This window comes from Janthinobacterium silvisoli (assembly GCF_014200725.1).
Classification (GTDB): Bacteria; Pseudomonadota; Gammaproteobacteria; order Burkholderiales; family Burkholderiaceae_D; genus Janthinobacterium.
Map to the genome: position 1 here is coordinate 1265425 of NZ_JACHCL010000002.1, position 24498 is coordinate 1289922.

At 60.6% G+C, this 24498-nt stretch carries 20 protein-coding genes and 1 other RNA gene; 4 read left to right on the plus strand and 17 right to left on the minus strand.

Features of this window, described 5'->3' with window-relative positions:
* The first annotated feature begins 1 nt into the window (after position 1).
* Positions 2–2161 carry a putative bifunctional diguanylate cyclase/phosphodiesterase gene (locus tag HDE75_RS15815; RefSeq protein ID WP_183676789.1) on the plus strand — a complete coding sequence of 720 codons (2160 nt, stop codon included), beginning with the start codon at positions 2–4 and terminating at the stop codon, positions 2159–2161.
* Positions 2162–2165: 4 nt separating this feature from the next.
* Here HDE75_RS15815 and HDE75_RS15820 read toward each other — a convergent pair whose 3' ends face one another.
* From HDE75_RS15820 to HDE75_RS15835, 4 genes are read right to left on the minus strand one after another with little or no spacing between them, the layout of a single operon-like run.
* Positions 2166–3404, minus strand: coding sequence for a CaiB/BaiF CoA transferase family protein (locus tag HDE75_RS15820; RefSeq protein WP_183676788.1), 1239 nt, complete (start codon positions 3402–3404; stop codon positions 2166–2168).
* Complete coding sequence (gene recR / locus HDE75_RS15825) at positions 3401–3991, minus strand: recombination mediator RecR (RefSeq protein ID WP_183676787.1); 591 nt, start codon at positions 3989–3991, stop codon at positions 3401–3403. Before recR ends, HDE75_RS15820 begins: the two co-directional genes overlap by 4 nt.
* Positions 3992–4038: 47 nt before the next feature.
* Entirely contained in the window at positions 4039–4365 is a 327-nt protein-coding gene (locus HDE75_RS15830; protein WP_010396201.1) for a YbaB/EbfC family nucleoid-associated protein, read from the minus strand.
* Positions 4366–4413: 48 nt separating this feature from the next.
* Complete coding sequence (locus HDE75_RS15835) at positions 4414–6666, minus strand: DNA polymerase III subunit gamma/tau (protein WP_183676786.1); 2253 nt, start codon at positions 6664–6666, stop codon at positions 4414–4416.
* Positions 6667–6862: 196 nt separating this feature from the next.
* Between HDE75_RS15835 and HDE75_RS15840 the strand changes: the two genes are divergently transcribed.
* On the plus strand, positions 6863–7528 hold the full coding sequence (locus HDE75_RS15840) for a DUF2987 domain-containing protein (protein ID WP_183676785.1): 666 nt from the start codon (positions 6863–6865) through the stop codon (positions 7526–7528).
* Between the two features lie 77 nt (positions 7529–7605).
* On the opposite strand, the gene ffs is transcribed toward HDE75_RS15840, so the two are convergent.
* From ffs to ubiD, 3 genes are all read right to left on the minus strand, one after another.
* Positions 7606–7704: signal recognition particle sRNA small type (gene ffs, locus HDE75_RS15845), an RNA gene on the minus strand.
* A 37-nt stretch (positions 7705–7741) separates the two neighbouring features.
* The gene (locus HDE75_RS15850) at positions 7742–9379 is read right to left on the minus strand and encodes a methyl-accepting chemotaxis protein (protein WP_183676784.1); all 1638 of its coding nucleotides are present in this window, start codon (positions 9377–9379) and stop codon (positions 7742–7744) included.
* Positions 9380–9671: 292 nt separating this feature from the next.
* Positions 9672–11156, minus strand: coding sequence for a 4-hydroxy-3-polyprenylbenzoate decarboxylase (gene ubiD / locus HDE75_RS15855; RefSeq protein WP_183676783.1), 1485 nt, complete (start codon positions 11154–11156; stop codon positions 9672–9674).
* 475 nt (positions 11157–11631) lie between these two features.
* On the opposite strand from ubiD, the gene HDE75_RS15860 reads away from it, so the two are divergent.
* Positions 11632–12549 (plus strand): lytic transglycosylase domain-containing protein, encoded by a 918-nt coding sequence (locus HDE75_RS15860; protein WP_183676782.1) that lies wholly within the window; start codon positions 11632–11634, stop codon positions 12547–12549.
* A gap of 107 nt (positions 12550–12656) precedes the next feature.
* On the opposite strand, the gene nusB is transcribed toward HDE75_RS15860, so the two are convergent.
* The 3 genes from nusB to ribBA form a co-directional block, all read right to left on the minus strand.
* On the minus strand, positions 12657–13127 hold the full coding sequence (nusB, locus tag HDE75_RS15865; protein ID WP_183676781.1) for a transcription antitermination factor NusB: 471 nt from the start codon (positions 13125–13127) through the stop codon (positions 12657–12659).
* An 88-nt stretch (positions 13128–13215) separates the two neighbouring features.
* Complete coding sequence (gene ribH, locus HDE75_RS15870; RefSeq protein WP_183676780.1) at positions 13216–13698, minus strand: 6,7-dimethyl-8-ribityllumazine synthase; 483 nt, start codon at positions 13696–13698, stop codon at positions 13216–13218.
* Positions 13699–13762: 64 nt separating this feature from the next.
* Positions 13763–14878, minus strand: a complete 1116-nt coding sequence (ribBA, locus tag HDE75_RS15875; RefSeq protein ID WP_183676779.1) for a bifunctional 3,4-dihydroxy-2-butanone-4-phosphate synthase/GTP cyclohydrolase II — start codon at positions 14876–14878, stop codon at positions 13763–13765.
* 320 nt (positions 14879–15198) lie between these two features.
* Here ribBA and HDE75_RS15880 point away from each other — a divergent pair, with 320 nt between their 5' ends.
* Positions 15199–15624: an OsmC family protein gene (locus HDE75_RS15880; protein ID WP_183676778.1), complete on the plus strand. Its 426-nt coding sequence runs from the start codon at positions 15199–15201 to the stop codon at positions 15622–15624.
* On the opposite strand, the gene HDE75_RS15885 is transcribed toward HDE75_RS15880, so the two are convergent.
* From HDE75_RS15885 to HDE75_RS15915, 7 genes are all read right to left on the minus strand, one after another.
* Complete coding sequence (locus HDE75_RS15885) at positions 15621–17156, minus strand: hypothetical protein (protein ID WP_183676777.1); 1536 nt, start codon at positions 17154–17156, stop codon at positions 15621–15623. The genes HDE75_RS15880 and HDE75_RS15885 overlap by 4 nt on opposite strands.
* A gap of 137 nt (positions 17157–17293) precedes the next feature.
* Positions 17294–17929: a riboflavin synthase gene (locus tag HDE75_RS15890; RefSeq protein WP_183676776.1), complete on the minus strand. Its 636-nt coding sequence runs from the start codon at positions 17927–17929 to the stop codon at positions 17294–17296.
* Positions 17930–17953: 24 nt separating this feature from the next.
* A complete protein-coding gene (ribD, locus tag HDE75_RS15895) occupies positions 17954–19057 on the minus strand; it encodes a bifunctional diaminohydroxyphosphoribosylaminopyrimidine deaminase/5-amino-6-(5-phosphoribosylamino)uracil reductase RibD (protein WP_311735122.1) in 1104 nt (367 codons plus the stop codon).
* A 73-nt stretch (positions 19058–19130) separates the two neighbouring features.
* Positions 19131–19673: a GspH/FimT family pseudopilin gene (locus HDE75_RS15900; RefSeq protein WP_260174108.1), complete on the minus strand. Its 543-nt coding sequence runs from the start codon at positions 19671–19673 to the stop codon at positions 19131–19133.
* A 46-nt stretch (positions 19674–19719) separates the two neighbouring features.
* Positions 19720–20202, minus strand: a complete 483-nt coding sequence (locus HDE75_RS15905) for a type IV pilin protein (protein ID WP_183676775.1) — start codon at positions 20200–20202, stop codon at positions 19720–19722.
* A gap of 24 nt (positions 20203–20226) precedes the next feature.
* Positions 20227–23859: a pilus assembly protein gene (locus HDE75_RS15910; RefSeq protein ID WP_183676774.1), complete on the minus strand. Its 3633-nt coding sequence runs from the start codon at positions 23857–23859 to the stop codon at positions 20227–20229.
* Positions 23856–24494, minus strand: coding sequence for a pilus assembly PilX family protein (locus tag HDE75_RS15915; RefSeq protein ID WP_183676773.1), 639 nt, complete (start codon positions 24492–24494; stop codon positions 23856–23858). The genes HDE75_RS15910 and HDE75_RS15915 overlap by 4 nt, the downstream gene beginning before the upstream one ends.
* Positions 24495–24498 lie beyond the last annotated feature (4 nt).

Below are 24498 nucleotides of genomic sequence, written 5' to 3' on the forward strand. Positions count from 1 at the left end.
CATGACAGCGCCCTCCTCTTCCAAGCGCGGCCTGGTGCTGGTGGCCGACGACGATCCCGTGATGCGGCTGCTGATGCGGCAAATGCTGACGCAGGTGGGCCTGGACGTGATCGAAGCGGAAGATGGCGTGCAGGCGCTGGCTTGCTACAAGCACAGCGGGCCGGACCTGGTCATGCTCGACGTCGACATGCCGGCCCTGGACGGCTTTGCCGTGTGCCGTGAAATCCGCCGCCAGGAATCGCATGCCAGTGGCAGCGTGCCCATTATCATGGTTACCGGGGGCGATGAACTGGCATCCGTCACGCGCGCCTACGAAGTGGGCGCCACCGATTTCATTTCCAAGCCGATCAACTGGCCGATACTGGGCCACCGCGTACTGTACGTGCTGCGCGCCAGCGACGCCATCGCCCGCCTGCGCATTGCCGACGCGCACAACCGCGCCGTGCTGGCGGCCATTCCCGACACCTTTTTCCGCCTGAACCGCGACGGCTTTTATCTCGACTACGAACAGGGGCCTGACGCCAGCGCCGACTTTTCGATCGACAATTGCGTAGGCTCGCATATCAGCGAAGTGCTGCCGCCCGACATCGCTGCACGCCTGCTCGAGCAGATGCGCGCCGTGCTATCCACGCAGCACATCGCCTCGATCGACTACACGCTCACCCACGAAGACACCACGCGCCACTTCGAGGCGCGCCTGGTCAGCACGGGTCCCGATGAAGTGCTGGGCCTGGTGCGCGATATCAGCGAACGCAAACGCACCGAGGAACAGATACGCCGCCTGGCCTATTGCGACAGCCTGACGGGCATCCCGAACCGCCAGGCATTCCTGGAAACGCTGGAACGCGAACTGGCCCACTCGCGCGAACACGGCAAGAAATTTGCCGTGCTGTTCATGGACCTTGACGCCTTCAAGCGCGTCAACGATACCCTGGGCCATGACGTGGGCGACCATTTGCTGAAAATGGTGTCGGAGCGGCTGCGCGATACCGTGCGCCCGAGCGACGTGGTGCTGCGCGCCGAGCATGCGCTCGGCACCACCCAGACGGCCAGCAACCTGGCGCGCCTGGGCGGCGATGAATTCACCATCTTGATCCCTGACCTGGAACGGGTGGAAGACGCGCTCAATGTGGCGCACCGGGTCAAGGAAGCCATGCGCCGCCCGTTCATGATCGAGTCGCACGAGATTTTCGTCACCGCCAGCATCGGCATTTCGCTGTACCCGGAAGATGGCGAGGACTGCAACTCGCTGCTGAAATACGCGGACACGGCCATGTACCACGCCAAGAACTGCGGCAAGAATAACGCCAAGCTGTACAGCTCATCGTTGACGATGGAAATCATGAGCCACGTCAAGATGGAAGTGGGTTTGCGCAAGGCCTTGCAAAACAATGAACTGTATTTGCTGTACCAGCCGCAAATCGACGTGCCCAGCACGCAGATCGTGGGCGTGGAAGCGCTGGTGCGCTGGCGCCATCCGGAGCGGGGCATTATTTCCCCCACTGAATTCATTCCGCTGGCCGAGGAAACGGGCCTGATCGTGCCCATCGGCGAATGGGTGCTGCGCACGGCCTGCAACCAGGCCAAGGCCTGGCAAAGCGAAGGCGGACGCGCCATCCGCATGGCCGTCAATCTGTCGGCCAAGCAATTCAAGGATGAAAACCTGACGCAGATCGTGCTGTCGGTGCTGGCCGATACGGGCCTGGACGCGCGCCTGCTGGAACTGGAATTGACAGAAGGCACCTTGATGGACGATGCGCGCGCCACCATGGTGACCCTGGAGCAATTGCGCAGCATCGGCGTCTACCTGTCCATCGACGATTTCGGCACGGGATACTCATCGATGAACTATTTAAAACGTTTTGATGTGCGTGCCTTAAAAATCGACCGCAGTTTTATCGCCGGCTTGCCGCAAGATGCAGAAAACGCCGCCATCACGCGCGCCATCATCGCCATGGCGCATGGCTTGAAGATGGTGGTGGTAGCAGAAGGCGTGGAAACGGCAGAGCAGCTGCTGATGCTGGAAGAATATGGCTGCGACATGGCACAGGGATATTTCCTGGGCCGCCCCTCATCGCATGATGCGATTACGGCGATGCTGGCGCGGCAGGCACAGGCCATTCCGGCGCCGGTACTGCGGCGGCGGCCGGGGCTTGGCTGACAGGCTAGACTACCCCGTCTATCTTGAGCTGCGCGATTGCCGCCGCATCAAAGCCCAGCGAGACCAGTACTTCCTCATTATGCTGGCCCAGTTCCGGCCCCAGCCACTGGGTCTTGCCCGGCGTGGCCGACAGTTTCGGGCTGATGGCCGGCAATTTCACGGGCGTGCCATCGGCAAAATGGTGCTGTTCAAACATGTCCCTGGCGAGAAACTGCGGGTCGCTCATCATGTCGCGCACCGAGTAAATTTTACCGGCTGGAACGTCAGCCGCCTTCAGCACGGCCAGCGCACTATCGATAGTGTGCGTGGCGCACCAGGCGCCGATGGCGTCATCGATTTCTTGCGTGCGAACCACCCGGCCATCGTTGCGGGCCAGTTGCGGGTCCCCTGCCATGTCGATGCGGCCCATGGCCAGCATCAGCCGCTTGAAGATGGCGTCGCCATTGCCGGCAATCACGATATTTTCGCCATCGCCGGTGGTATAGGTATTCGAGGGCACGATGCCGGGCAGGGAGCCGCCCGTGCGCTCGCGCACCACGCCCGCCTGGTCGAATTCCGGCACCAGCGACTCCATCAAATTAAACACGGATTCATACAGGGCCACGTCGACCATCTGCCCTTCCCCGCTGTCGCGCCCGCCTGTCACGTCGCGGTGGCGCAAGGCCATCATGGCGCCGATCACGCCATGCAGGGCCGCCACCGAATCGCCTATCGAGACGCCCACGCGCACCGGTGGCCGGTCGGCAAAGCCGGACACATAACGCAAGCCGCCCATCGACTCGCCGATGGCGCCGAAGCCCGGCAAATCTTTCATCGGGCCCGTCTGGCCAAAGCCGGACAGGCGCACCATGATCAGCGAAGGTTTGATCTGCTTCAGCTGTTCGTAGCCGAGATCCCACTTTTCCAGTACGCCGGGGCGGTAATTCTCGATGATAATGTCCGCTTCCAGCGCCAGCTGGCGCGCAATCGCCCTGCCCTGCTCGGACTTCAGGTTCAGGGTGACACTTTTTTTGTTGCGCGCCTGCACCGACCACCACAGCGAGGTGCCATCTTTCAGCACGCGCCAGGTACGGATAGGGTCGCCGCCATCAGGCGACTCGATCTTGATCACGTCGGCGCCGAATTCAGCCAGCATGCGAGCGCAGAACGGTCCCGCGATCAGGGTGCCCAGCTCCAGCACTTTGATACCCGCGAGCGGGCCAGCCGGGGCGGACTCCTTCCCGGACGTACTCTTCGTAGTCATGTTGCCCTGCGGTCGAGCATGGCGCGGGCAATCGTGCCCGCGTCCACGTATTCCAGTTCGCCACCTACCGGCACACCGCGCGCCAGCCGGCTGACGCGCAAGCCGCGCGCCTTGAGCATTTCGCTGATGTAATGGGCGGTCGCTTCACCTTCGTTGGTGAAGTTGGTGGCCAGCACCACTTCACTGACCAGACCATCGTTGGCGCGGTTCAGTAATTTTTCGAGGTGGATATCTTTCGGACCGATGCCGTCCAGCGGCGACAAGCGCCCCATCAGCACGAAATACAGGCCCTTGTAGGTCAGGGTCTGTTCGATCATCAGCTGGTCGGCCGGAGTTTCCACCACGCATAGCAAGCGCTTGTCGCGCTCTTCGTCGAGACAGGTCTCGCACACTTCGTGTTCAGTAAAGGTATTGCACAGGCCGCAGTGATGCACGGCATCGACGGCCTGAAACAGGGCGCGCGACAGCATCGCCGCGCCTTCCCGATCATGCTGCAACAAATGAAAAGCCATGCGCTGCGCCGACTTGGGGCCGACGCCGGGCAGGCGCCGCAGCGCCTCGGTCAGGAATTCAAGCGACTTGGACATGGATCAAGCGGCTCCAGTCGCGCTGAACGGGCGCATGCGGTTCAACATCAGAATGGCATTTTGAAGCCGGCTGGCAAATTCATGCCACCGGTCAAGCCTGCCATTTTTTCGGCAGAGGTGGCTTCCGCCTTGCGCACGGCGTCGTTGAAAGCGGCGGCGACCAGATCTTCCAGCATATCCTTGTCATCGGCCAGCAAGGATGGATCGATGGAAACGCGTTTCACATCGTTCTTGCAAGTCATGACGATTTTCACCAGGCCGGCGCCGGACTGGCCTTCCACTTCCACCAGCGCCAGTTGGTCCTGGGCTTTTTTCATATTGTCTTGCATTGCTTGCGCCTGCTTCATCAAGCCAGCCAGTTGATTTTTCATCATAAGAATTACTCCATGTCAGTTCAAAAAAATAATTAATCAATAATTTAATTAATGCAGCGTCGGCCCGGCAGAGCCCGCCGGCGCTGGCGTAATCGTCCCCGGCACCACGAAGGCGTCGAATGCCCGCTTCATATCGAGCACAAAGGGATCGGTTGCGATGGTTTCCTCGGCTTGCAACTGGCAAGCTTCGCGGTGGGCCTGCGCTTCGGCGCTGGCCGTGTACCAGACGGCGCCCAGTTCCGTATCGACACTGACCTTGCGCCCGAAGCGCTCGGACAGCGCCGCCGCCAGTTTTTCCACGTTGGCCGGACTGCGCCAGGTATCGATCGGCACGCGCAAACGGAAAGTAGTGCTGTGTCCATCGTGCAGGCATTCGATCAGCTCGGCTTGCACCGCCAGTTGCTGGGCCACCCCGCGCAAGGGCAGCACGGCGGCCACTGCGGGCCAGTTGCCATCCCACTCCAGGCCAGGCACGGGGGTGATCACATACGGTGCACTTGGCGCAGCCTGCTTGGCGGCGCGCTGCGGCATCACCACGGCAGGCTGCTCGGCCGGTGCATGTTGTTGCGGTGCATGGCTTTGCACGGCGCTTGATGCGCTATCGTCGGAAAATTCGGTGACCCAGGGCGGCAAATCATCGTCCGCTTCAGCTTGCTTTGGCGGCGGCGCCTGGCGCTGCGGCGCAGGTGGTGCAGGTGTCGCAGCCGCTGCTGGCGCTTCCAGCGGTGCATCATCCCACGGTGCCGGCGCTTTGGCGGCAACCGGTGGCGGCGCTACCGGCGGTGGCGCGGCTGGAGTGGCAGCAAGCGTCGCTGCTGGTGCCACCGGCTCGGGCGCAGCCGGTTTCGGCGCGGCCGATGGTGCCGATGGCGTACTGCCAGGGCGCCCTTTCGAGGCGGCGCGGGCCGCTTCCAGCGCCGCATTGATGGCGGCGCGGGCGGAACTGACCGGTGCGGCGGCGGCGGCCGGGGCGGCTGGTGCTGGCGCGGCCGCTGGCGGCGGCGCCTCGGCGCGGACCACGCTGGCAGCGGCGGCAGCCACCACCGGCTGCGGAATCACGGCCGCATGGCTGGCGACTTGATTCACGGCGGCGCGCGCTGGCGGCGGCGCACTGGCGGCGGCACGCGCGGCGGCCACGGCGGCAGGACGGTTGACCGGTGCTGCAGCGGGCGCAGCAGCCGGCACACCTTCGGCGCCACCTATGCCGGGCCGAAAGGCCAGCATGCGCAGCAAGGTCATGGAAAAACCTGCATATTCATCGGGCGCCAGGCCCAGTTCATTGCGGCCATGCACGGCGATCTGGTAAAACAGTTGCACTTCTTCTGCATCGAAGGCAGCGGCCAGGCGCACGATGTCGGCGTATTCCGGTAAATCCTGCGGCACGGCGGCGGGTACGGTTTGCGCCAGCGCAATGCGGTGCAGCAAGGTGCCCAGGTCTTGCAGGGCGCCGTTATACGACAGGCTGCGCGAGGCCATTTCATCGGCCACGGCCAGCAAGTCGGCGCCATCCTGTTTCGCCAGCGCATCGAGCAAGCGCACCAGATACGATTGATCGAGTGCACCGAGCATGCCTTGCACCGCGTCCAGGGTCACTTCGCCGGCTGCATAGGCTATCGCCTGGTCAGTCAAGGACAGCGCATCGCGCATGGAACCGTGGGCGCCCTGAGCCAGCAGGCGCAAGGCCGGCTGTTCAAAGCTGATACCTTCTTGCCCCAGGATATTATCCAGATGGCTGATGATATGGCCGGGCGGCATCTGCTTGAGGTTGAACTGCAGGCAGCGCGACAGCACGGTGACGGGAATCTTTTGCGGGTCGGTGGTCGCCAGGATGAACTTCACGTGCTCGGGCGGCTCTTCCAGCGTCTTCAGCATGGAATTGAAGGCGTGGTTGGTCAGCATGTGCACCTCGTCGATCATATAGACCTTGAAGCGCGCATTGCTCGGTGCATACACGGCCTGTTCCAGCAACTGCGCCATTTCATCGACGCCGCGGTTGGACGCCGCATCCATCTCGATATAGTCGACAAAACGTCCCGCATCAATGGCCGTGCACGCTTCGCACACGCCGCAAGGCTGGGCCGTGATGCCACCCGTGCCGTCAGGGCCGATGCAATTGAGCGATTTGGCCAGGATCCGCGACAAGGTCGTCTTGCCGACGCCGCGCGTCCCCGTGAACAGATAGGCGTGATGCAGGCGGCCGCTATGCAGCGCATGCGTGAGCGCGCGCACGACGTGCTCCTGGCCGACGAGCGTCTCGAAATTCTTGGGGCGGTATTTACGGGCGAGGACTTGATAGGACATGCTGAGATTTTACCGTAGATAACAGGTGCAAAGGGCCTCGGTTGCACCAGCCCGTGAGAACAAGGCCAGGTACAAAAAAAGAGACAACCAGGAGGCGACCAGGAGATTGCAAAAGGAGAATTGTAACAAGCTGCGCAGGGATTAGCTAAAACGATAGCCACCACTTAGAATTTTGCTTTTCCTTTAATTGATAAAAATGAAAAAATTTGCCCGCCCTACCTTGCTGCTTCCTATGTTATTACTGTCCCTTTCCGCGCATGCCAGCGAGCGTGTATGGGTGCCCTATAAAAAGCTGGTCGAACAGCTACGGCTCGATAAATTCTATGCCTTGCCAGCCGCCGAACGCGACAGGCTGCAGCTCTATATCACCGTCAAGCCAGAAAACAAGAACTATAAACCGTCGGATGTGGTGCTGACGGCCGTGAAAGGCACGGAACGCCAGGCCTTGCCGGCGCTATCGCCCGATTTCCGCATGACGCTGCCATTCAATCCGGCCTGGATGAACGACGACACCAGGATCATGACCAGCTTGCCCAAAGGCGAGAAATCGGCTGTCGGCCTGGAAGCGACGACCACCGTCCCGGAAGGCACGCAGTGGACGTACACACCAGTGATGGGCAGCGTACAGCAGATGAACCAGGCAATCAAGAAGATGGCTGGCGCACTGAGCATGTTCGCGCCAACGATCAAATCCATCGTCTTCAAGTTTGCCAAGCCGGCGCAATTGACGGTGGGCAGTCAAGTATTCAATACGGATACGAAAAACCAGATCAAGCTGAAACCGGATTCGGCATTACTGAAAGACAATCCGGCGATGGTGCTCAGCGAGCGTCCGTTTGAAGCGGAACTCAGCGATGAGTGAGGCAGGAAACAGGAAGTAGAAAAACGGCGTAGAAAAAAGAAAAGCTGCCAATGGCAGCTTTTTTATTATTTCCCGAAGGAGGCGAGCCTGATCTGCGGCACTCATGGTTAATAGCCGTGGCTGCTTCGTTCCCGACCTGACCAGGTTAGCCATGCCACGATGCGCAGGGGCCCGCCGGAGGTAATTATAACCGATCCAGGCCAGCCTGTGGGTTTAGAATGTTTCCCATTCACTCAGGCCAGTCACGGCAGCCAGCGCTGGCTGCTTGCGGACCACCGCCTGCGGCTGAGTTATCCGCTGCCGCGCCTGCACACCGCCCAGCCTGAACACGCTGACCACCTGCGCCAGCTGTCCCGCCTGCGTTTGCATGGCCTCGGCCGCCGCCGACGCTTCTTCCACCAGCGCCGCATTTTGCTGGGTTACTTGATCCATCTCATGGATCGCTTGGTTCACCTGTTCGATGCCAGCGCTTTGCTCTTCGCTGGCTTCGTTAATTTCACCCATGATGTCGGTGACAAAAGCAATACTCTGCACGATGTCTTGCATGGTGGAACCGGCCTTATTGACCAGGATGGAACCGGCATCGACCCGCTCCACCGAGTCATCGATCAAGTCCTTGATTTCCTTGGCCGCTGCCGACGAGCGTTGCGCCAGGCTGCGCACTTCGGTAGCGACCACGGCAAAACCGCGTCCCTGTTCGCCCGCGCGCGCCGCTTCCACCGCCGCATTCAAGGCCAGGATATTGGTCTGGAACGCCAGGCCCTCAATCACGCCGATGATGTCGACGATCTTGCGCGAGGAATCATTGATCGAATTCATGGTCATGATCACTTGCTCCGAGATCGCACCGCCCTGGCTGGCAATCTGGGCCGCGTCGCCCGCCAGCTTCCTGGCCTTGCGCGCATTATCGACGTTTTGCCGGACGGTCGAGGTCAGCTCTTCCATTGAAGAAGCCGTCTCTTCCAGCGAACTGGCTTGCTGTTCCGTGCGCGCAGACAAATCCTGGTTGCCAGCTGCAATTTCACCGGAGGCCGTGGCGATATTGTCCGTACCCACCCGCACTTCGCCCACGATATTGGCCAGGCTATCGTTCATGACTTTCAGCGCGTGCATCAATTGCCCGGTTTCATCGCGGCTATCGACAGCGATCTGGCTGCTCAAGTCGCCCGACGACACCGTTTCCGCCACCTTGACAGCCTGCGCCAGCGGTCCGGTAATCGAACGCGTGATCCAGACGGCAAAAGCGATGCCCGTGGCCAGCGCAAGCAAGCCCAGCGCCAGCAAGGTGAGGCGCGTGCTTTGATACGAAGCGAGCACGCCATCGGCAACCTCATCGGCCGCATGAATTTGCACTTCAGATAACTTTTTGATGGCGTCCCGATACACGAGCGCACTCGGCATGAAGCTGCCATCGAAGATCTGCCGTCCCAGTTCGCGGTCACCCGCATGCACGGTCTTGGTCAGGGCGACACGTGCCTCCGTAAAAGCGCTGCGGCGGCTGACCACTTCGGCATACGCGGCCCGCGCATCTGGATTGATCAGGTCAGCACCAATCTGCTCTTGCAACTGGGCCAGGCGCGGCAAGTCTTGTTCGATCTGTTGCGCAAATTTTTGCTGATCGGCAGGGTCGGCAGCTTTCCACATGGCTTCGGTGCGCGTCATATTGACCTGTATCAGTTGCGCCCACTCCGCTACCAGGCGCTGGTTCCTGACCGTGCCATGCACCATGTTTGAGGTCATATCGCTGGCTGCCTGCAAACGCATGAGGCCGATCACGACCAGCGCCGCCAGCAATAACAAGACCACAGCGTAGCCGACGGCAAGCCGGGTACCGATTTTCAAATTTTTCATGCGTTCACTTCCATTCAACGACAGATCATGAGGACGTGCACATGCCGCAGGGCCGCTCCAGCGACGCTGCCATGTCAACACTAGCGCATGCCCGGTGGCATGCAGTAGTCGCCGGCTCAATAGGGAAAAGGCAGCACCCGCAGACCCATCGCATGGGCCAGTCATGGGCAATCTGCTTGCTGATGGAAGGTTTTCATCCACCTGACGGCAAAAAATATTGCCGTCAGGAATCATTTTGGCAGGAATTTAACTAGTAGCCAATACGGGAAGTCCGCATGTGCTCACGACTACACTACAAGCCCAGCTCTTGCCAGATACCATCTACCCGCGCCTTCACTTCCGGCGTCATGGTGATCGTCGTGCCCCACTCGCGCGTGGTTTCGCCTGGCCATTTATTGGTGGCGTCGATACCCATCTTGCTGCCCAGGCCGCTGATCGGCGAAGCAAAGTCCAGGTAATCGATCGGCGTGTTGTCAACCAGGGTGGTGTCGCGGATCGGGTCGACGCGTGTGGTAATGGCCCAGATGACTTCCTTCCAATCGCGGATATTGACGTCTTCGTCGACCACCACGATGAACTTCGTATACATGAACTGGCGCAGGAAGCTCCATACGCCGAACATCACGCGCTTGGCGTGGCCCGCGTACTGCTTCTTGATCTGCACCACGGCCATGCGGTAGCTGCAGCCTTCGGGCGGCAGATAGAAATCCGTGATCTCGCTGAACTGCTTTTGCAGCAGCGGCACGAACACCTCGTTCAGCGCCAGGCCCAGTACGGCCGGCTCATCGGGCGGTTTGCCTGTATACGTAGAGTGGTAGATCGGATCGCGGCGCATGGTGATGCGGTCGATGGTAAACACGGGGAAGCTATCCTGCTCATTGTAATAGCCGGTATGGTCGCCGTACGGGCCTTCGAGCGCATGTTCATAGCCGCTAGGATGGTTTTCATCGGGATAGATATGGCCTTCGAGCACGATTTCAGCGGATGCAGGCACGCGCAGCTCGCTGCCGATGGCTTTCACCAGCTCCGTGCGGCTGCCGCGCAGCAAGCCGGCGAACTGGTATTCGGACAGGCTGTCCGGCACCGGCGTCACCGCCCCTAATATAGTAGCGGGATCGGCGCCCAGCGCGACGGCGATCGGATAAGGCTTGCCCTTGTTCTGGATCGCGTGTTCGCGGAAGTCCAGCGCCCCGCCCCGGTGCGCCAGCCAGCGCATGATGACCTTGTTGCGGCCCAATACCTGCTGGCGGTAAATGCCCAGGTTCTGGCGTTTCTTGTTAGGCCCCTTGGTAATCACCAGGCCCCAGGTAATCAGGGGCGCGATATCGCCCGGCCAGCAATGCTGGATAGGCAGGCGCGCCAGGTCCACGTCATTGCCTTCCCATACGATTTCCTGGCATTTGGCGCCGCGCAGCTCTTTCGGCGACATATCCCACACGGCTTTGACCAGCGAGCCCAGGCCCAGCAGGTCCTTGAAATCCTTCGGCGGTTCCGGCTCTTTCAGGCGCGCCAGCACGTGGCCAATCTTGCGCAACTCGCTGACATCTTCGGCGCCCATGCCCAGCGCGACCCGGCGCGGCGTGCCAAACAGATTACCGAGCACGGGGATGTTGTGGCCGGTCGGATTCTGGAACAGCAAGGCTGGTCCGCCCGCACGCAAAGTGCGGTCGCATACCTCCGTCATCTCCAAATATGGTGAAATAGGGGTGGAAATGGTCTTAAGTTCACCCATTTCTTGCAGCTGAGAAATAAAATCTCGCAAATCTGAATATTTCATATGTTTTTAATTTTTTTTGACGTCGGACGCCGTTGCTGAAGGATCTATGCCAAGTAATTGATTTTATTGGCTTTTGGCACAATGCAAGACAAATAGTAAGACATAAAAGTAATAAAGAATCGATTAGTTAGTATTGACTTGATATAAAACGGCTTCTACAATTCGCCCAACTTGAAGAGGACGTCGGCCCAAGGCTTGATTTTAGCGTCTCTCATTCATTCACGGAGTCGGGGCTCCACATGACATTTTAAGGAGTGTTTTCAAAAGGCGTCTGCCTTACCCCCGGTAAGAAGTTGTATTGCAACTGACCCAATACCACAGGGACCGGTCAGCTCAGGCAAGCAATGACGGCGTCTCTCGCGCGCACCCTACACGCGGCGACAGACGGTGATATTTCTGATGCACGGCATTGGCAGTACCGTACCGCGAGACCGCGGAGGGACTGCCTGTTGACGCGACATTTCAGGGGAACTCTATGACTCATCGCAGCACCGAAGCATCATCTGATGCTTCAACCGTGGCGGGCCAGCCAGCGTTAGCGCAATTGCGCGCGCGCGCAAAGGCCATTTCAGCGCGTGGCGTATTGGCCACGGCACAACATACGTTGACAGTTTTCGGTATTTCCGCACTTGCACTGATCGCCCTGCTGATGTTCCGCCCAGACCTGGGCAAGCAACTGACGCACAGCCTGTTCCCGTTGCCGATGGCAGAAGCACAGGCAGTTGAAGCGCCGCACTTGTCGGCACTGATGGAAGCACCTGCTTCCGTACAGACCGCTGCTAACGAAGCGCCTTTGAGCAAGGAAGAAAAAGCCTTGCTGGGCACGCAACGCCAACAGCAATGGGTCACGACCTGGTTGTCGAAACGTTACCGTGTCGCCAACGACGCCACCAATATGCTGGTTTCGACCGCTTACTTGACGGCGCGTGAAATCAAGCTGGACCCGCTGCTGATCCTGGCCGTGATGGCCATCGAATCGGGTTTGAATCCGTTCGCGGAAAGCCCGGTCGGCGCACAAGGCCTGATGCAAGTGATGTCGAAGATTCACCACGAAAAATTTCAGGACATGGGCGGCGTGCAAGCTGCCTTGAATCCAGTGGCCAACATCCGTGTCGGCTCGCTGATCCTGAAAGACTATGTAACACGTGGCGGTTCGGTGGAAGCCGGCTTGAAAACCTATGTGGGCGCCGCAGGATTCGCCACCGATTCGGGCTACGGCTCGCGCGTACTGGCTGAATACCGCCGCCTGAAACAAGTCTCGGCCGGCCAGCGCGTGCCGACCAATGGCCCGGTACTGGCTTCCAGCACGCCAGCGCCTGTCATCATGCCAGCCAAGGACACCGGCTCGCTGACCATCAAAGTTGTGCCTAGCAACAATATCGCCGGCCTGTGACCCTTTAAAAGCCCTCACAGGGGCATGTAATAAAAAAGCCACCGAGCACTTGCGTGCCGGTGGCTTTTTTACTGCCTGTGCGATCAGCGGCACAGGCGTATTACTACTTATTTACGCTTGTTGGCGTTGACTTCTTCTTCGCGGAACGTCACGGCCAGCTTGTCCAGTACGCCGTTCACATATTTGTGACCGTCGATACCGCCAAACGATTTGGCCAGTTCGACCGCTTCGTTGATGACGACGCGGTAAGGGATTTCCACGTTGTTTTTCAGCTCGTAAGCGCCGATCAGCAGAATGCCATGTTCGATCGGCGACAGTTCAGCAATATCGCGGTCGATCAATGGTGCGACGCTGGCACGCAGCGCCAGCGAATCCTTGATGGCGCCGTACAGCAGCACCGTGAAATGATCGCCGTCCGCCTTGTCGAAACCGTGCGCGGCGCGGATATGATTGACGACCGTGGTCGCGTCTTCATTGTTCAGCAGCCACTGGTACAGTCCCTGCAGCGCAAACTCGCGTGCGCGGTGACGCGGCGTGCGGTTTTTGCTGGGGTTGGCGAGCAAATTTTTCTCAGTCATGTTGTTACCTGTTCTTCAATACGTATCTACTACAAAAGTGACGAATACCGCGGTGCGTCATGACAACATCGCCGCGGCGCAAGCACGATTAATCTTCGTCTGTGTCTTGCAACTCTTCCAGCGCTTGCGCCAGATTGGCCATTTCCACTGCCACGCGGGCTGCTTCGGCACCCTTGACCAGCATGCGCACTTCCGCTTGCTCGTCGTTTTCGGTCGTCAACACGGCGTTGGCGATCGGGATGCCGTAATCGAGGCCGACACGGGTGATGCCCGCGCCGGATTCATTCGATACCAGCTCAAAGTGATAGGTTTCACCGCGAATCACGGCGCCCAGTGCGATCAGGGCATCGAATTGCTCGGTTTCTGCCATCTTTTGCAGAATCAGTGGGATTTCCAGGGCGCCCGGCACGGTCACGTGCAGGATATCTTCATCGGCCACGCCCAGCTTGCTCAACTCACCCAGGCATGCCGACAGCAAGCCACCACCGACGATCTCATTGAATCGTGCCTGGACGATACCGACGCGCAAACCTTCGCCGGCAAAATTGGTTTCGTATGTTCCTACGGTCATGATGATCCTCTTTATCTGATTGATCAGCGCCGGCTTGGCCTGGACGCTGGTACTGCAATATTATTTACTGCTGGCCAGGATGGCACTGAAAACCCGTCACTTCCAGGTCAAAACCAACCATCGACGGCATTTTGCGCGGGCTGGCCAGCAATTGCATCTTGCTCACACCCAGGTCACGCAGGATTTGCGCGCCGATACCGTAGCTGCGCAAGTCCATGCTGGCCGCGCGGCCTTTCGGCTTGGCTTGCGGCGTATCGAGTGCGGCGAACTGGGCAAACAGCTCGCCAGAGCTTTCACCGCAGTTCAACAGCACCATCACGCCGCGTTCGGCCTTTTTGATGGCAGCCATCGAGGCGGCCACCGTCCACGAGTGGGTAGTCGCTTCGCTTTCCAGCACGTCCAGCAGGGAAACTGGCTGATGCACGCGCACCAGCGCTTCCAGGCCAGGCGCCAAGTCGCCATGCACCAGCGCCAGATGGGCCGAAGCACTAGGCTTGTCGCGGAAGGCGATCAGACGGAAATCGCCATGCGCCGTGCGCAAAGTGCGCTCGGCAACGCGTTCGACCAGCGATTCGGTCTGGCTACGGTAATGGATCAGGTCGGCAATCGTGCCGATCTTCAAGCCATGTTGTTCAGCAAACACCAGCAAGTCTGGCAGGCGCGCCATGGTGCCGTCTTCCTTCATGATTTCGCAAATCACGGAAGCGGGCGTCAGGCCGGCCATGGCCGTCAGGTCGCAACCGGCTTCGGTATGGCCTGCGCGCATCAGCACGCCGCCCTTTTGCGCTTTCAGCGGGAAAATATGGCCAGGCTGGACGATATCGCTAGGCTGCGTGCCCTTGGCAACTGCCACTTCGATGGTCTTGGCGCGGTCGGCGGCGGAAATGCCGGTCGTCACGCCTTCGGCCGCCTCGATGGAGACGGTGAAGTTGGTGCCATAGGCGGTGCCATTGCGCGAGGTCATCATCGACAGGTTCAGCTCGTCGCAACGCTCTTCCGTCAGGGTCAGGCAGACCAGGCCACGGGCGTGGGTGATCATGAAATTGATTGCTTCAGGCGTCACGAAATCGGCGGCAAGCACCAGATCGCCTTCATTTTCCCGGTCTTCTTCATCGACCAGTATCACCATGCGGCCGGCGCGCAACTCGGCGACGATCTCTTCGGTGCTGGAAATAGACATCTTTGATCCTCTTGGTAAAAACTGAAACTGAGCTAAAACTAAGCTGGAACTGAAACAGTGCGGGTGAAACTTCCGCGAATTTCCGGGAAATTTCTTATAACCTGCTATTTTAAAGGATTTAGCGATTGCAGACCTGAAATAAGGTCAGACTGCCAGCAACATCGTGCCTGCCCGGCAACATGGCCCCGATACGGTCTTGCGCAAGCCAGGCGCGCGGCGTAGTCGCGGCAAATACCCTAAGATTGGCCAGCCAGGCAGCATCGGCGCTTCCCCGCACTCTCTCCCATTAATCTCTTCCACCCACACACAGGAGCGGCAGCATGAAAACCAACGGTTCAGCCATCTGGTCAGGCGGCATCAAGGATGGCAAGGGCGCCATCAGCACCCGCAGCGGCGCATTACAAGACTATCCCTACGGCTTTGCCAGCCGCTTCGAAGGCAAGCCCGGCACCAACCCTGAAGAATTGATCGGCGCGGCCCACGCGGGCTGCTTCACCATGGCCCTGTCGCTGATCCTCGGCGAAGCAGGCCTGACGGCGGAAAAACTGGAGACCACGGCGGAAGTCACGCTCGACAAGGTCGATGACGGTTTTGCCATCACGGCCGTCCACCTGGTATTGAAAGCGAAGATTCCAGGCGCCGACCAGGCTAAATTCACGGAATTGACGGGCAAGGCCAAGGCTGGCTGCCCCGTGTCGAAATTGCTGAAAGCCAATATCACCCTGGACGCCAGCCTGCTGCCCTAGATTTTCTGCACCGGCTTGACGGGTTCCACCGGAGCAACAGGCGCCACCAGCGGCTTTTGCGACTCGCTGGCAGGCAAGGAGCGGTTCATCAAGCCGGGATTCAAGGCGATATTGTTCAGGTTATAGGCAGCAATCGCCGCCGCCACGGACGGATCCTGCGATGAGGGTAACGGAACAGTCTGGCCCGCGTTCTGGGCGGCGAGCTGTTGCGCCTGTGCATTTTGCTGCGCCTGCTGCGCCTGCGCTGTCGTTTGCGCCCCCTGATCGGCCTGCAGCTGGACCTGGCCTGCCAGCGCCTGCGCACGGTCAGCCGCCGCCTGGGCCGCGATTTGCGCATCGCTGGCCGCCAGTTCCGTCCGGGCAGCCTCATCGGCCGCCACCTGCGCCTGCTCTTGCAACTGCGACTGCTGTACCTGCTGCGCTTGCAGCTGGGTTTGCCGCACATCGTCCAGACGCGCCTCGTCCATTCGTGCTGATACCTGCTGCTGGTCCTGGCGTTCGGTATCGATACGCTGGCTGTCGATACGGTCGCTATCGATGCGCTGAACTTGCAACTGATTCTGCAGTTGATTCTGCAACGGATCTTGCTGCTGAACTTGCTGCTGAACTTGCTGCTGAACTTGCTGCTGAACTTGCTGCTGAGTCTGCTGCTGAAGCTGTATGCCGGCCTGCTGCAACTGTTGCCGCTGGGCTTCCTGCAAGCCCAGGGTCAGTTCTTCCGTTTCCAGCTGTTGCTGTACTTCCAGTTGCCGCTGTGCAATAGCATCGACTGGCTGCAAGTCTTGTTCATCGTTCAAAATCCGGGTATCGGTCCGGGCTTGCACCTGTGCCTGCAATTGCGCCGCCGACAAAGGGACTGCCGGCACGGCCTGGCCGCTCAAGTCCGCTTCGACGGCAGCGGTGGTGGCCGCCAGCGCGCCCTGCTGCTGCGCTAGCACAGCGCCCACCTGGGCCAGCACATCCGTTCCCTGCTGCAAGGCATCCAGCGTGCCAGTACTGTCGGCCGCATACGCCGCCTGCAAGATTTGTGCGTCGACTTGCTCATTGCGCAAATCGACGCCGATGCCGGCCAAGTCCGCCTGGGTCAGCAAGGAACTGTCCTGGGCCAGCGCAGCGGCCGTATCGGTGCTGCGATCGCCAGCCAGCAAATCGTATCGCTGGGCAAGATTGTCCTGGGGATCGCCAGTCGATAACTGGCTGGCGTCGATACCGCTCGTTTGTAGCTGGGCAAACGATTGCGTCAGTTGCTGCGCCAGCGCCACCAGATCGGCGTCGCGGTTGACGGGCGTTCCGCCCTGGCTGGCCTCTTCCGTGGCGCCCTGCAAGGCCAGCAACTGCCGGCGCGACAAGGCCACGCCAGACAAAAACTGTCCCAGCGGCGAAATATCGACCAGGGTAGAAGCAATCAGGGGAATCGCCGCCACATTCGGGGCAACAGCAGTGCTAGATGATGACGCCAGCGCACCCGCCTGAGCCACCTTGGGCGTGGCAGGAATAATATTAGGCAGAGTCGTGCGCGAAATCGGTTCCATGACAGCCCTCCACTGCGGAAAGCTTCATATTATGCGTCTCTGAAGAAAATGCAACGCACGCCTGGTTCTTGCTTAAGCCCGATCGTGGCTTACCCCAGCAATTGGGGTAAGCCAGCCGTACTTGCAGTACGACTTGATCAAGCCGCGGACTTATCTAAAGAAAGCATGCGCTCGACGTAACGGGCGATCAAGTCGATTTCCAGGTTCACTTTCGATTCGACCTTCAAATGTTTCAAGGTGGTCATGGCGATGGTGTGGGGGATCAAATTGATCGAGAAACGGCAGCCGTTCACGGCGCCCGGCCCTAGGTCTTCCACGCGGTTGACGGTCAAGGACACACCGTTGACGACCACGGAACCCTTGAGGGCCAGGTATTTCGCCAACTCCTGCTGCGCTTCGATCACCAGTTCCCACGATTCGCCCACGGCTTCGAACTTGCGCACGATGCCCAGTCCATCGACGTGGCCAGACACCAGATGGCCGCCCAGGCGCTCGGCCAGGGTCAGCGCTTTTTCCAGGTTCACTTCGGTGGTGGTGTCCAGGCCCACGGTGCAATTGAGGCTTTCACGCGAAACGTCGACGATAAAGTTGCTGTCCGTCTTTTCCACCACCGTCATGCAGGCGCCATTGATGGCGATCGAATCGCCCAGCGCCACGTCGGCCAGCGGCAAGCCGCCCGCATGGATAGAGAGGCGCACGCCTGCATCGAGGCCGCCTTCGAGCGGCAATACGGTTTCAATCTTGCCGATGGCGGCAACAATTCCTGTAAACATGGTCGACCTGTAAAAAGTAAAAAGTTATGAATTGCGTTCGGTGAATCTTGCAAGGATACGCACATCTGCGCCGACCTGCTGAACCTGGTGAAACTGCAAGGCGTATTTTTCGTTCAAATCCGTCAGCGCGGGCAGGCTGAACATGCCTTGTCCATCGCCGATCACGGTGGGCGCCAGGTAGACCAGCAGCTCGTCCACGCAGCCTTCGCGTATCAGCGAACCGTTCAGTTTGGCGCCCGCCTCGACATGCACTTCATTGATCTGGCGCCGGCCCAGTTCCAGCATCAGCTCGGGCAAATCCACCTTGCCGGCGACATTGGGCAACACGATGATTTCCGCGCCCAGGGCGCGCAATTGCGCTTCCTTTTCAGGGTTGGCGATGGCCGCCACGATCCAGGTGCCGCCGCCTTGCAAGATGCGCGCATCGAGGCTGATCTCGAGCCGGCTGTCGATCACGATACGGCGCGGCTGGCGCGGCGTTTCCACGGCGCGCACATTCAATTGCGGATCGTCGGCCTTTACCGTGCCGATGCCCGTCAGGATGGCGCAGGCGCGCGCGCGCCAGGCGTGGCCATCGGCGCGCGCTTCCGGCCCCGTGATCCATTGACTCTGGCCATTATGCAAGGCTGTCATGCCATCGAGGCTGGCCGCCGTTTTCATGCGCACCCACGGCTTGCCGCGCTGCATGCGCGAGAAAAAGCCGATATTCATTTCATACGCCTCGTCTGCCAGCACGCCCGTGGTAACGGCGATGCCGGCCGCTTCCAGCTTGGCCAGGCCCTGCCCCGCCACCAGCGGGTTCGGGTCCGTCATGGCTGCCACGACACGGCCCAAGCCGGCGCGCACCAACGCATCCGAACACGGCGGCGTGCGGCCATGGTGGTTGCACGGCTCCAGCGTGACATAGGCGGTGGCGCCGCGCACATCATTGCCGCGCGCCTTCGCATAGGCCAACGCCTGAACTTCGGCATGATCGTGCCCCGCCGCCTGCGTCACGCCGGCGCCGATCACCAGGCCATCCTTGACGATCACGCAGCCGATACGGGGATTGGGCGAGGTGACGTACAAACCGCGCGCCGCCCATGACAATGCCAGGCGCATGCCATCTACATCATTGAGTATTTCCACAGGCTACTTTGCTTGAAGGTTGCTGAATAAGATTATTGAATAAAAAACTTTGCCTGGCCTTGCAGCAGCCAGGCTAACTTTCTGCCACGCCACTGCAATTGGCCGCCTGCTGCGGGTCGCACATGCGCACCCTGCCCAGCATATTGATTTTAATATGTCGTACCTGTTTTCCTGAAATCAAGGACATCGTGCCCCAGCGCGCCGCCAGGCTATTGCTGGCGCTGCAACTGCGGCCCGCTCCATTATAGGCAATATAAAACGGCGCCGTGCCGGACGTAAAAGCAAACTGGGCGCTGATGCCTGCCGCCAGCGGTCCCTGGCGGAACAGCAACTCGTCGCCCTCATCGAAGACCAGGTTGGCATTGCGGTCAATAAACACCAGCCAGCCCGTGCGCCAATCCGTACCGCCAGGCCCAGCCGGCATCAGCAGCACCCGCCGGCCACGCGCCATCGCCTGCGCCCGCGTCAATTCGATGGCGGAAAACAAGTCCGTGGACGCCGCCCGCAGCCGCTGGCGCTCCAGCATCTGCTGCAGGCTAGGCAAGACGGCGGTGAGCAGCAAGCCGGTGATCGACAATACGGCTAACAATTCCAGCATGGTGTGACCAAAAACCATGCGATAACGCAAATATCGTGGCACGGCGAACCTCCATCAACCATGGCTAGGGCCAGCAATGAAAGGCCGGCCCGCTGCTGCCGCGTACACCGGCGCTGCTCAAGCTCAGCACGCCGCAATCGGGATCATGGAATTGCTGGTCCACCCTGGGCGTGCCCGGGATGGCGCGCAGCAGCACGCATAGACCGAGCTGCATGCCAGGGCAGGCGATGGCATCGATTTCATACGCGCTACGTCCAGCGCTACCCTCGGGACCATCGCCAGACCACCACTGGAATTGTTTGGCAGACGGGTCCGTTGAGGCCGCCGAAAAGGCCAGATAGGTATTATTTTGCGAGTAGTAACGCTCTTGCTGCTGCATCAATTGCAGCAAGGCCGCTTGCCCTTGCACCCGTTTGGCGCGCACCACATGGCCGTAATAGGCGGGCAAGGCCAGCGCCAGCAACAGCGACAGAATCACCAGCACGGCCATCATTTCGATCAGACTGAATCCCTGCCTGATCGCAGAAAAATACAGCGTGCGTGACATGGCCCATCCTTTCACTGTTGACAGCTACTTCTTGGCAGCCTCATGCAATTCGCGCCAGTTAGCCACTTCACGCCAGCTCAGGCGCTTGGCCGGCAGCGGCGCACTGACTACCTTGACGGCGGCGCCCGGCACACCAGGCTGCACCACGGCAAATTGCTTGCGGCCCTCTGCCCGCCCGGTCGCCCCCACCGCCCCGACGCTGCTCTTCATTTCCAGCACCAGCGGCGGCGCACGCGCCAGGCCATCAAGCAAGCGGCCCGTGATCGCGCCCGCCTGTATCAAGCCCACGCTATCGGCGGCAAAACCACTGAGCACATCGAGCACATACAGCCTTGTGGCGGGCCTGGCGCAGGCATCGCTCCCAGGCAAGACCGTATTGAAAAACACCTGGCCGGCGGCCAGCACGGGACTATGGACGCTGCGTTCGCCCGTCTGCGCCGTGCCCATCAAATCGAGATACCAGCCATGTCTGGCGCCAGCATCGTCCGTTGCCATACCAGCGTAGCGCAGCTCGGCGCCAGTGACGGCATACCCATCCGTCGCCACGCCCAGGCTGCGCTGCTCCAGGCTAGCCCGGCTGCGCGTGGGCGCCAGCTCGCTCAAGTCATCGTGGACGGCGTATAACGATTGCGGCAACAGGGCCGAGGGCCAGGTATCGGCCGCTTCGACCAGCTTGCCCGTGCCGAACAGCAGCAGATAACCGCCGCCCGGTCCATACGCCACTTTCAATTGCTGCGTAATGGGCTGGCGCACTCCTTTCGCATCGCGCGCGACAAAGATAAGTCTACGCGCCCCGCCATCGCTCCACGGCGGCCCGCCAGCAAAATCGATGCGCCAGAGATTACCCTGCAAATCGCCCGCATACGCATAGGCCAGTGCGCCATCATTGCCGGCCACCAGGGCGGGCGGCGCCAGGGCTTGCGCCGCCACGCCAGGGTCGTCGCTGTCTGGCTGCACCAGCGGCATTTTCAATCGATAGTAATTGCTGCCCAGCTGCCATGGCGCACCGGGCGGCTTGTCCAGTGCCAGCAGGAAGATGGCGGCAGCGGGCTTGCCGAGGGCATGAGCATCGTCCGCCGTATTGTTATAGCCGCTGGAGACGACCACAAAATCACGGTAGGCGGGCAGACTGTCCTTGCCGCTCATTTTCAACCGCGCAAAACCGGGCGCCGCACGCAGATTACCCATGGTGCTGTCATCGCGGTCGGTAAATTCCCACAAGGCACCCATTTGCGCGAAACGTTCCGGGTCCGTCACATCGAGAGCAAACACACCTTGCGCACCGCCGCCCATGCCGGAGACCAGCACCGTTTTCCAGCGCCCCAGCAGCAGTACTTCCGCGCTGGCGGCAGCGCCATCAAGCAGCGGGTCTGCGCTGTAGTGGGTGCTCGCACTGGCGGCAGCGCCGCGCAGCAGAGCTTGTGGCAAATAAGCGAACAGCTCGCTGCCGGTACGCGCATCGAAGCCATGCAGCAAGCCATCATTGGCGCCCAGATACAGCATCTTGCGCCGCGCCTGCAGCAATTTTCGGTGTAGCGCATAATCCGCGCCCGGCAGCCCCAGCGATGGCGTGCCCACATACACCAGATTGCCATATGGCGCTGTACCCAGGGTGCCGGTTCGGCGACGCAGCACGCCGCCTGGCTGGCCCACCTCGCGCGTCCGCTCCCCTTGCAGATACTGGATGCGCGCTACACCCAGGCCATCCTGTCCGTCGAAGATAGTGCGCTGGCTGGCATCAAGGCGCGGCCATTGCAGCGGAATCAATGTGCCTGCCGCGCCGGGTGTATAGACTGGCCGGGTGGCCTGGCCCGCCACCCACAACGGTTTACCGGCAATGATGCCGCCATCGGCACCCAGGCTAAAAGGCAGGCGCGACACGGTCATGCTGTTCTCGCCCAAGTCCATCTGCGACTGGAACAGATACGCGTTTTCCGCACCGCTGGCCAGCGCCATCAATGAGGGACCTGCTATGGATGACATACCATGGTCAGCTGCCATGAAAGCAGCGCGCACGCCAGCGATCAGGGCAACAGGGTCGCTGCCTGGCAAATAATGGCCAGGAATATCGATATCGCTATCAATATCACCGCCGTATCTGGCGGCCAATAGCAGCGGCGTCTTAGTGACGGCAGCGTTACTGGCCGGCAGCAAATCGCCCGCATAGTGCGTCAGCAAGCCTGCATTGCCGCCAGGACGCAGCGCTTGCACGTGCGACCAGTGGGCCAGGCCGGCAGCAAAAAAACTGGCGCCACCGATGCCGTCCGTCATCCATTCCAGCCCTGGCAGATTGACCTCCAGCACCCCCACGGCCCGCGTCCAGGCCATCACGTCCAGCGGTGGCGCGACAAACCCATCGACACCACGCGCGCGGTCGGCCGGGTCGCTGCCTTTATCTGGAATATTACCCGGCACATAACGGTCGCCCGCCATACCGGCGTCGCCCAGGGTGATAACAATATGGCGCTGGCAGCTTGCCACTTGCGGGTCATTCCATGGCGTCACAACAGGCAAGCCATCATCGGCCACTTGCGCCACTGCGGTGCTGGCTTGCCGCCCCTGCAGGTAGCGCAAGGATTCATACAGCAATTCAGCCAGCGGCGCCTGCTTGGCATACGCGCCTGGCCGCTGTTCATCGCTGCGGCCTACGGCATTGATGTAAGTGGTCACCCCGCCACCACGGCCCGTATATACGCCGGTCAGCGCAGACCATTCGGCGTCCGGATAATCTTGCGGCAGGAAATCGGGAGATATAAAACGCTGCGCGCCCAGATGCGCCAACGGCGCGCGCAATACACCGCCATACCGGTGACCAGCCGTTTCCAGCGTATTGTTCATGTGGCCAAAAACGCCGACGCGCAGCCTGCCGCCATGGCGCTGCACGGCGCCCACCGGCTTGTAATTCTTGCCGTAAGCCACACACAGGTCCGGCCGCAGCGGGCCTTCCACCGTATCGCAGACGCGCACGCGAGCCAGGAATACCCCAAGCCCGGCAGACGTGCCGGGTGACTCGCAACTGCCAGCCTGCGCCAGCGCACCGTCGCCAAACAGCAGGCGGTTGCGGCAGGAGACGATGGACAATCGGAGCACCGAAAATGGCGTGGCCGTTTGCACGCCCTGGCGCAAGAGCTTGCGCGGGAAATACGCCACATGGGCATAAAAGTCGATGCCCCCCTGGCCGTCGGGGAGATAGGCCCGCTGCAATACCGTCTTGCGTACTTCATCGATGACCCTGTCGCCGCCCGTGAAGGCATAGCGCACGATGTCGAGCATGCTGGTGCCGGACCAGTTCAAAAAGTTACCGCTGAAACTGTCACCACCACAGCCATGCTGGGCATCGGACGGCTTGAGCGCGGAAAAGTAAGCGGTCGCTATGCGCAGGTCCGGCACGCTGGCGCCACCCTGGCTGCGATAGGGGTAGGTATAACAGGAGCGCGCATCAAAATAACCGGCATATTCGCGTGTGGGCGCGTACTCATCAACATACGCCGCGGCCGCGGCCGCATGCGTGAACGATAAATTGAGCAGCACATTGGGCGGTACCCGCGCGCCTTGCAAGCCGACATCAGCCCGGTCCAGGGCCACCGTGGGCGTGGCGGCCAACGCGCCTGTCAAACTCACGGCAGCGATCAACGCCAGCCAGCGCAGCGCTTTCATGGCGCCGCCTCCGCCGTCTGCTTGCGGTAGTACGTTTGCAGCACCACTTGCGTATCGACACTGGCGCCAAAACCGATAGCTGTCACGCGGTACAGATAACTGGCAGGTGCGGCGGTCCCTAGCGGCGCGCCCGCCTCTTCGCCCGGAGCATGAAAAGGCAGCAGCTCAATCAAATAACGGGGACGGCGGAATGGCAAAAAGCCCTGCCCTGTTTGCATGGCGGCTCCCGTAAAGCGGCCATACGCGACTGCCCCACCCACGCTCTCATCGTCAGCATCGAGCTCCTTCACTAGCCATATGGGTGGCGCCGATCCGGCCGCAGGCAGGCACAATCCTGGCTGCCCAACACAATCCGCTGCGAAACCGGCTGCGCTGTCTGACGCAAACATGGCGCTGCGGCCCGGCGCCCCCGGCTGGCCTTCGATATCACGTTCCGCATCCATCAGCGCCTCCTCTGCGGCCTGAAAAGCAATATGCCGGTCGCGCTCGCCACGCGCCGCTTTTTCACCTTGCAAGGCCATTTGCGCTGCCGACACGCCCAGCAGCAGGATGACCAGCAGCAGGCACAGGGTAAAGACCAGAGCGATACCCTGTTGACCCGTTCGCCCTCCAATCGCGTTCTGATGATCAGGCATATGG

What these genes read in the sequence shown, in the direction of transcription:
- HDE75_RS15815 (WP_183676789.1), top strand. Translation starts at nt 2, where the DNA reads ATGACAGCGCCCTCCTCTTCCAAGCGCGGCCTGGTGCTGGTGGCCGAC.
- HDE75_RS15820 (WP_183676788.1), bottom strand. Translation starts at nt 3,404, where the DNA reads ATGACTACGAAGAGTACGTCCGGGAAGGAGTCCGCCCCGGCTGGCCCG.
- recR (WP_183676787.1), bottom strand. Translation starts at nt 3,991, where the DNA reads ATGTCCAAGTCGCTTGAATTCCTGACCGAGGCGCTGCGGCGCCTGCCC.
- HDE75_RS15830 (WP_010396201.1), bottom strand. Translation starts at nt 4,365, where the DNA reads ATGATGAAAAATCAACTGGCTGGCTTGATGAAGCAGGCGCAAGCAATG.
- HDE75_RS15835 (WP_183676786.1), bottom strand. Translation starts at nt 6,666, where the DNA reads ATGTCCTATCAAGTCCTCGCCCGTAAATACCGCCCCAAGAATTTCGAG.
- HDE75_RS15840 (WP_183676785.1), top strand. Translation starts at nt 6,863, where the DNA reads ATGAAAAAATTTGCCCGCCCTACCTTGCTGCTTCCTATGTTATTACTG.
- HDE75_RS15850 (WP_183676784.1), bottom strand. Translation starts at nt 9,379, where the DNA reads ATGAAAAATTTGAAAATCGGTACCCGGCTTGCCGTCGGCTACGCTGTG.
- ubiD (WP_183676783.1), bottom strand. Translation starts at nt 11,156, where the DNA reads ATGAAATATTCAGATTTGCGAGATTTTATTTCTCAGCTGCAAGAAATG.
- HDE75_RS15860 (WP_183676782.1), top strand. Translation starts at nt 11,632, where the DNA reads ATGACTCATCGCAGCACCGAAGCATCATCTGATGCTTCAACCGTGGCG.
- nusB (WP_183676781.1), bottom strand. Translation starts at nt 13,127, where the DNA reads ATGACTGAGAAAAATTTGCTCGCCAACCCCAGCAAAAACCGCACGCCG.
- ribH (WP_183676780.1), bottom strand. Translation starts at nt 13,698, where the DNA reads ATGACCGTAGGAACATACGAAACCAATTTTGCCGGCGAAGGTTTGCGC.
- ribBA (WP_183676779.1), bottom strand. Translation starts at nt 14,878, where the DNA reads ATGTCTATTTCCAGCACCGAAGAGATCGTCGCCGAGTTGCGCGCCGGC.
- HDE75_RS15880 (WP_183676778.1), top strand. Translation starts at nt 15,199, where the DNA reads ATGAAAACCAACGGTTCAGCCATCTGGTCAGGCGGCATCAAGGATGGC.
- HDE75_RS15885 (WP_183676777.1), bottom strand. Translation starts at nt 17,156, where the DNA reads ATGGAACCGATTTCGCGCACGACTCTGCCTAATATTATTCCTGCCACG.
- HDE75_RS15890 (WP_183676776.1), bottom strand. Translation starts at nt 17,929, where the DNA reads ATGTTTACAGGAATTGTTGCCGCCATCGGCAAGATTGAAACCGTATTG.
- HDE75_RS15900 (WP_260174108.1), bottom strand. Translation starts at nt 19,673, where the DNA reads ATGGTTTTTGGTCACACCATGCTGGAATTGTTAGCCGTATTGTCGATC.
- HDE75_RS15905 (WP_183676775.1), bottom strand. Translation starts at nt 20,202, where the DNA reads ATGTCACGCACGCTGTATTTTTCTGCGATCAGGCAGGGATTCAGTCTG.
- HDE75_RS15910 (WP_183676774.1), bottom strand. Translation starts at nt 23,859, where the DNA reads ATGAAAGCGCTGCGCTGGCTGGCGTTGATCGCTGCCGTGAGTTTGACA.
- HDE75_RS15915 (WP_183676773.1), bottom strand. Translation starts at nt 24,494, where the DNA reads ATGCCTGATCATCAGAACGCGATTGGAGGGCGAACGGGTCAACAGGGT.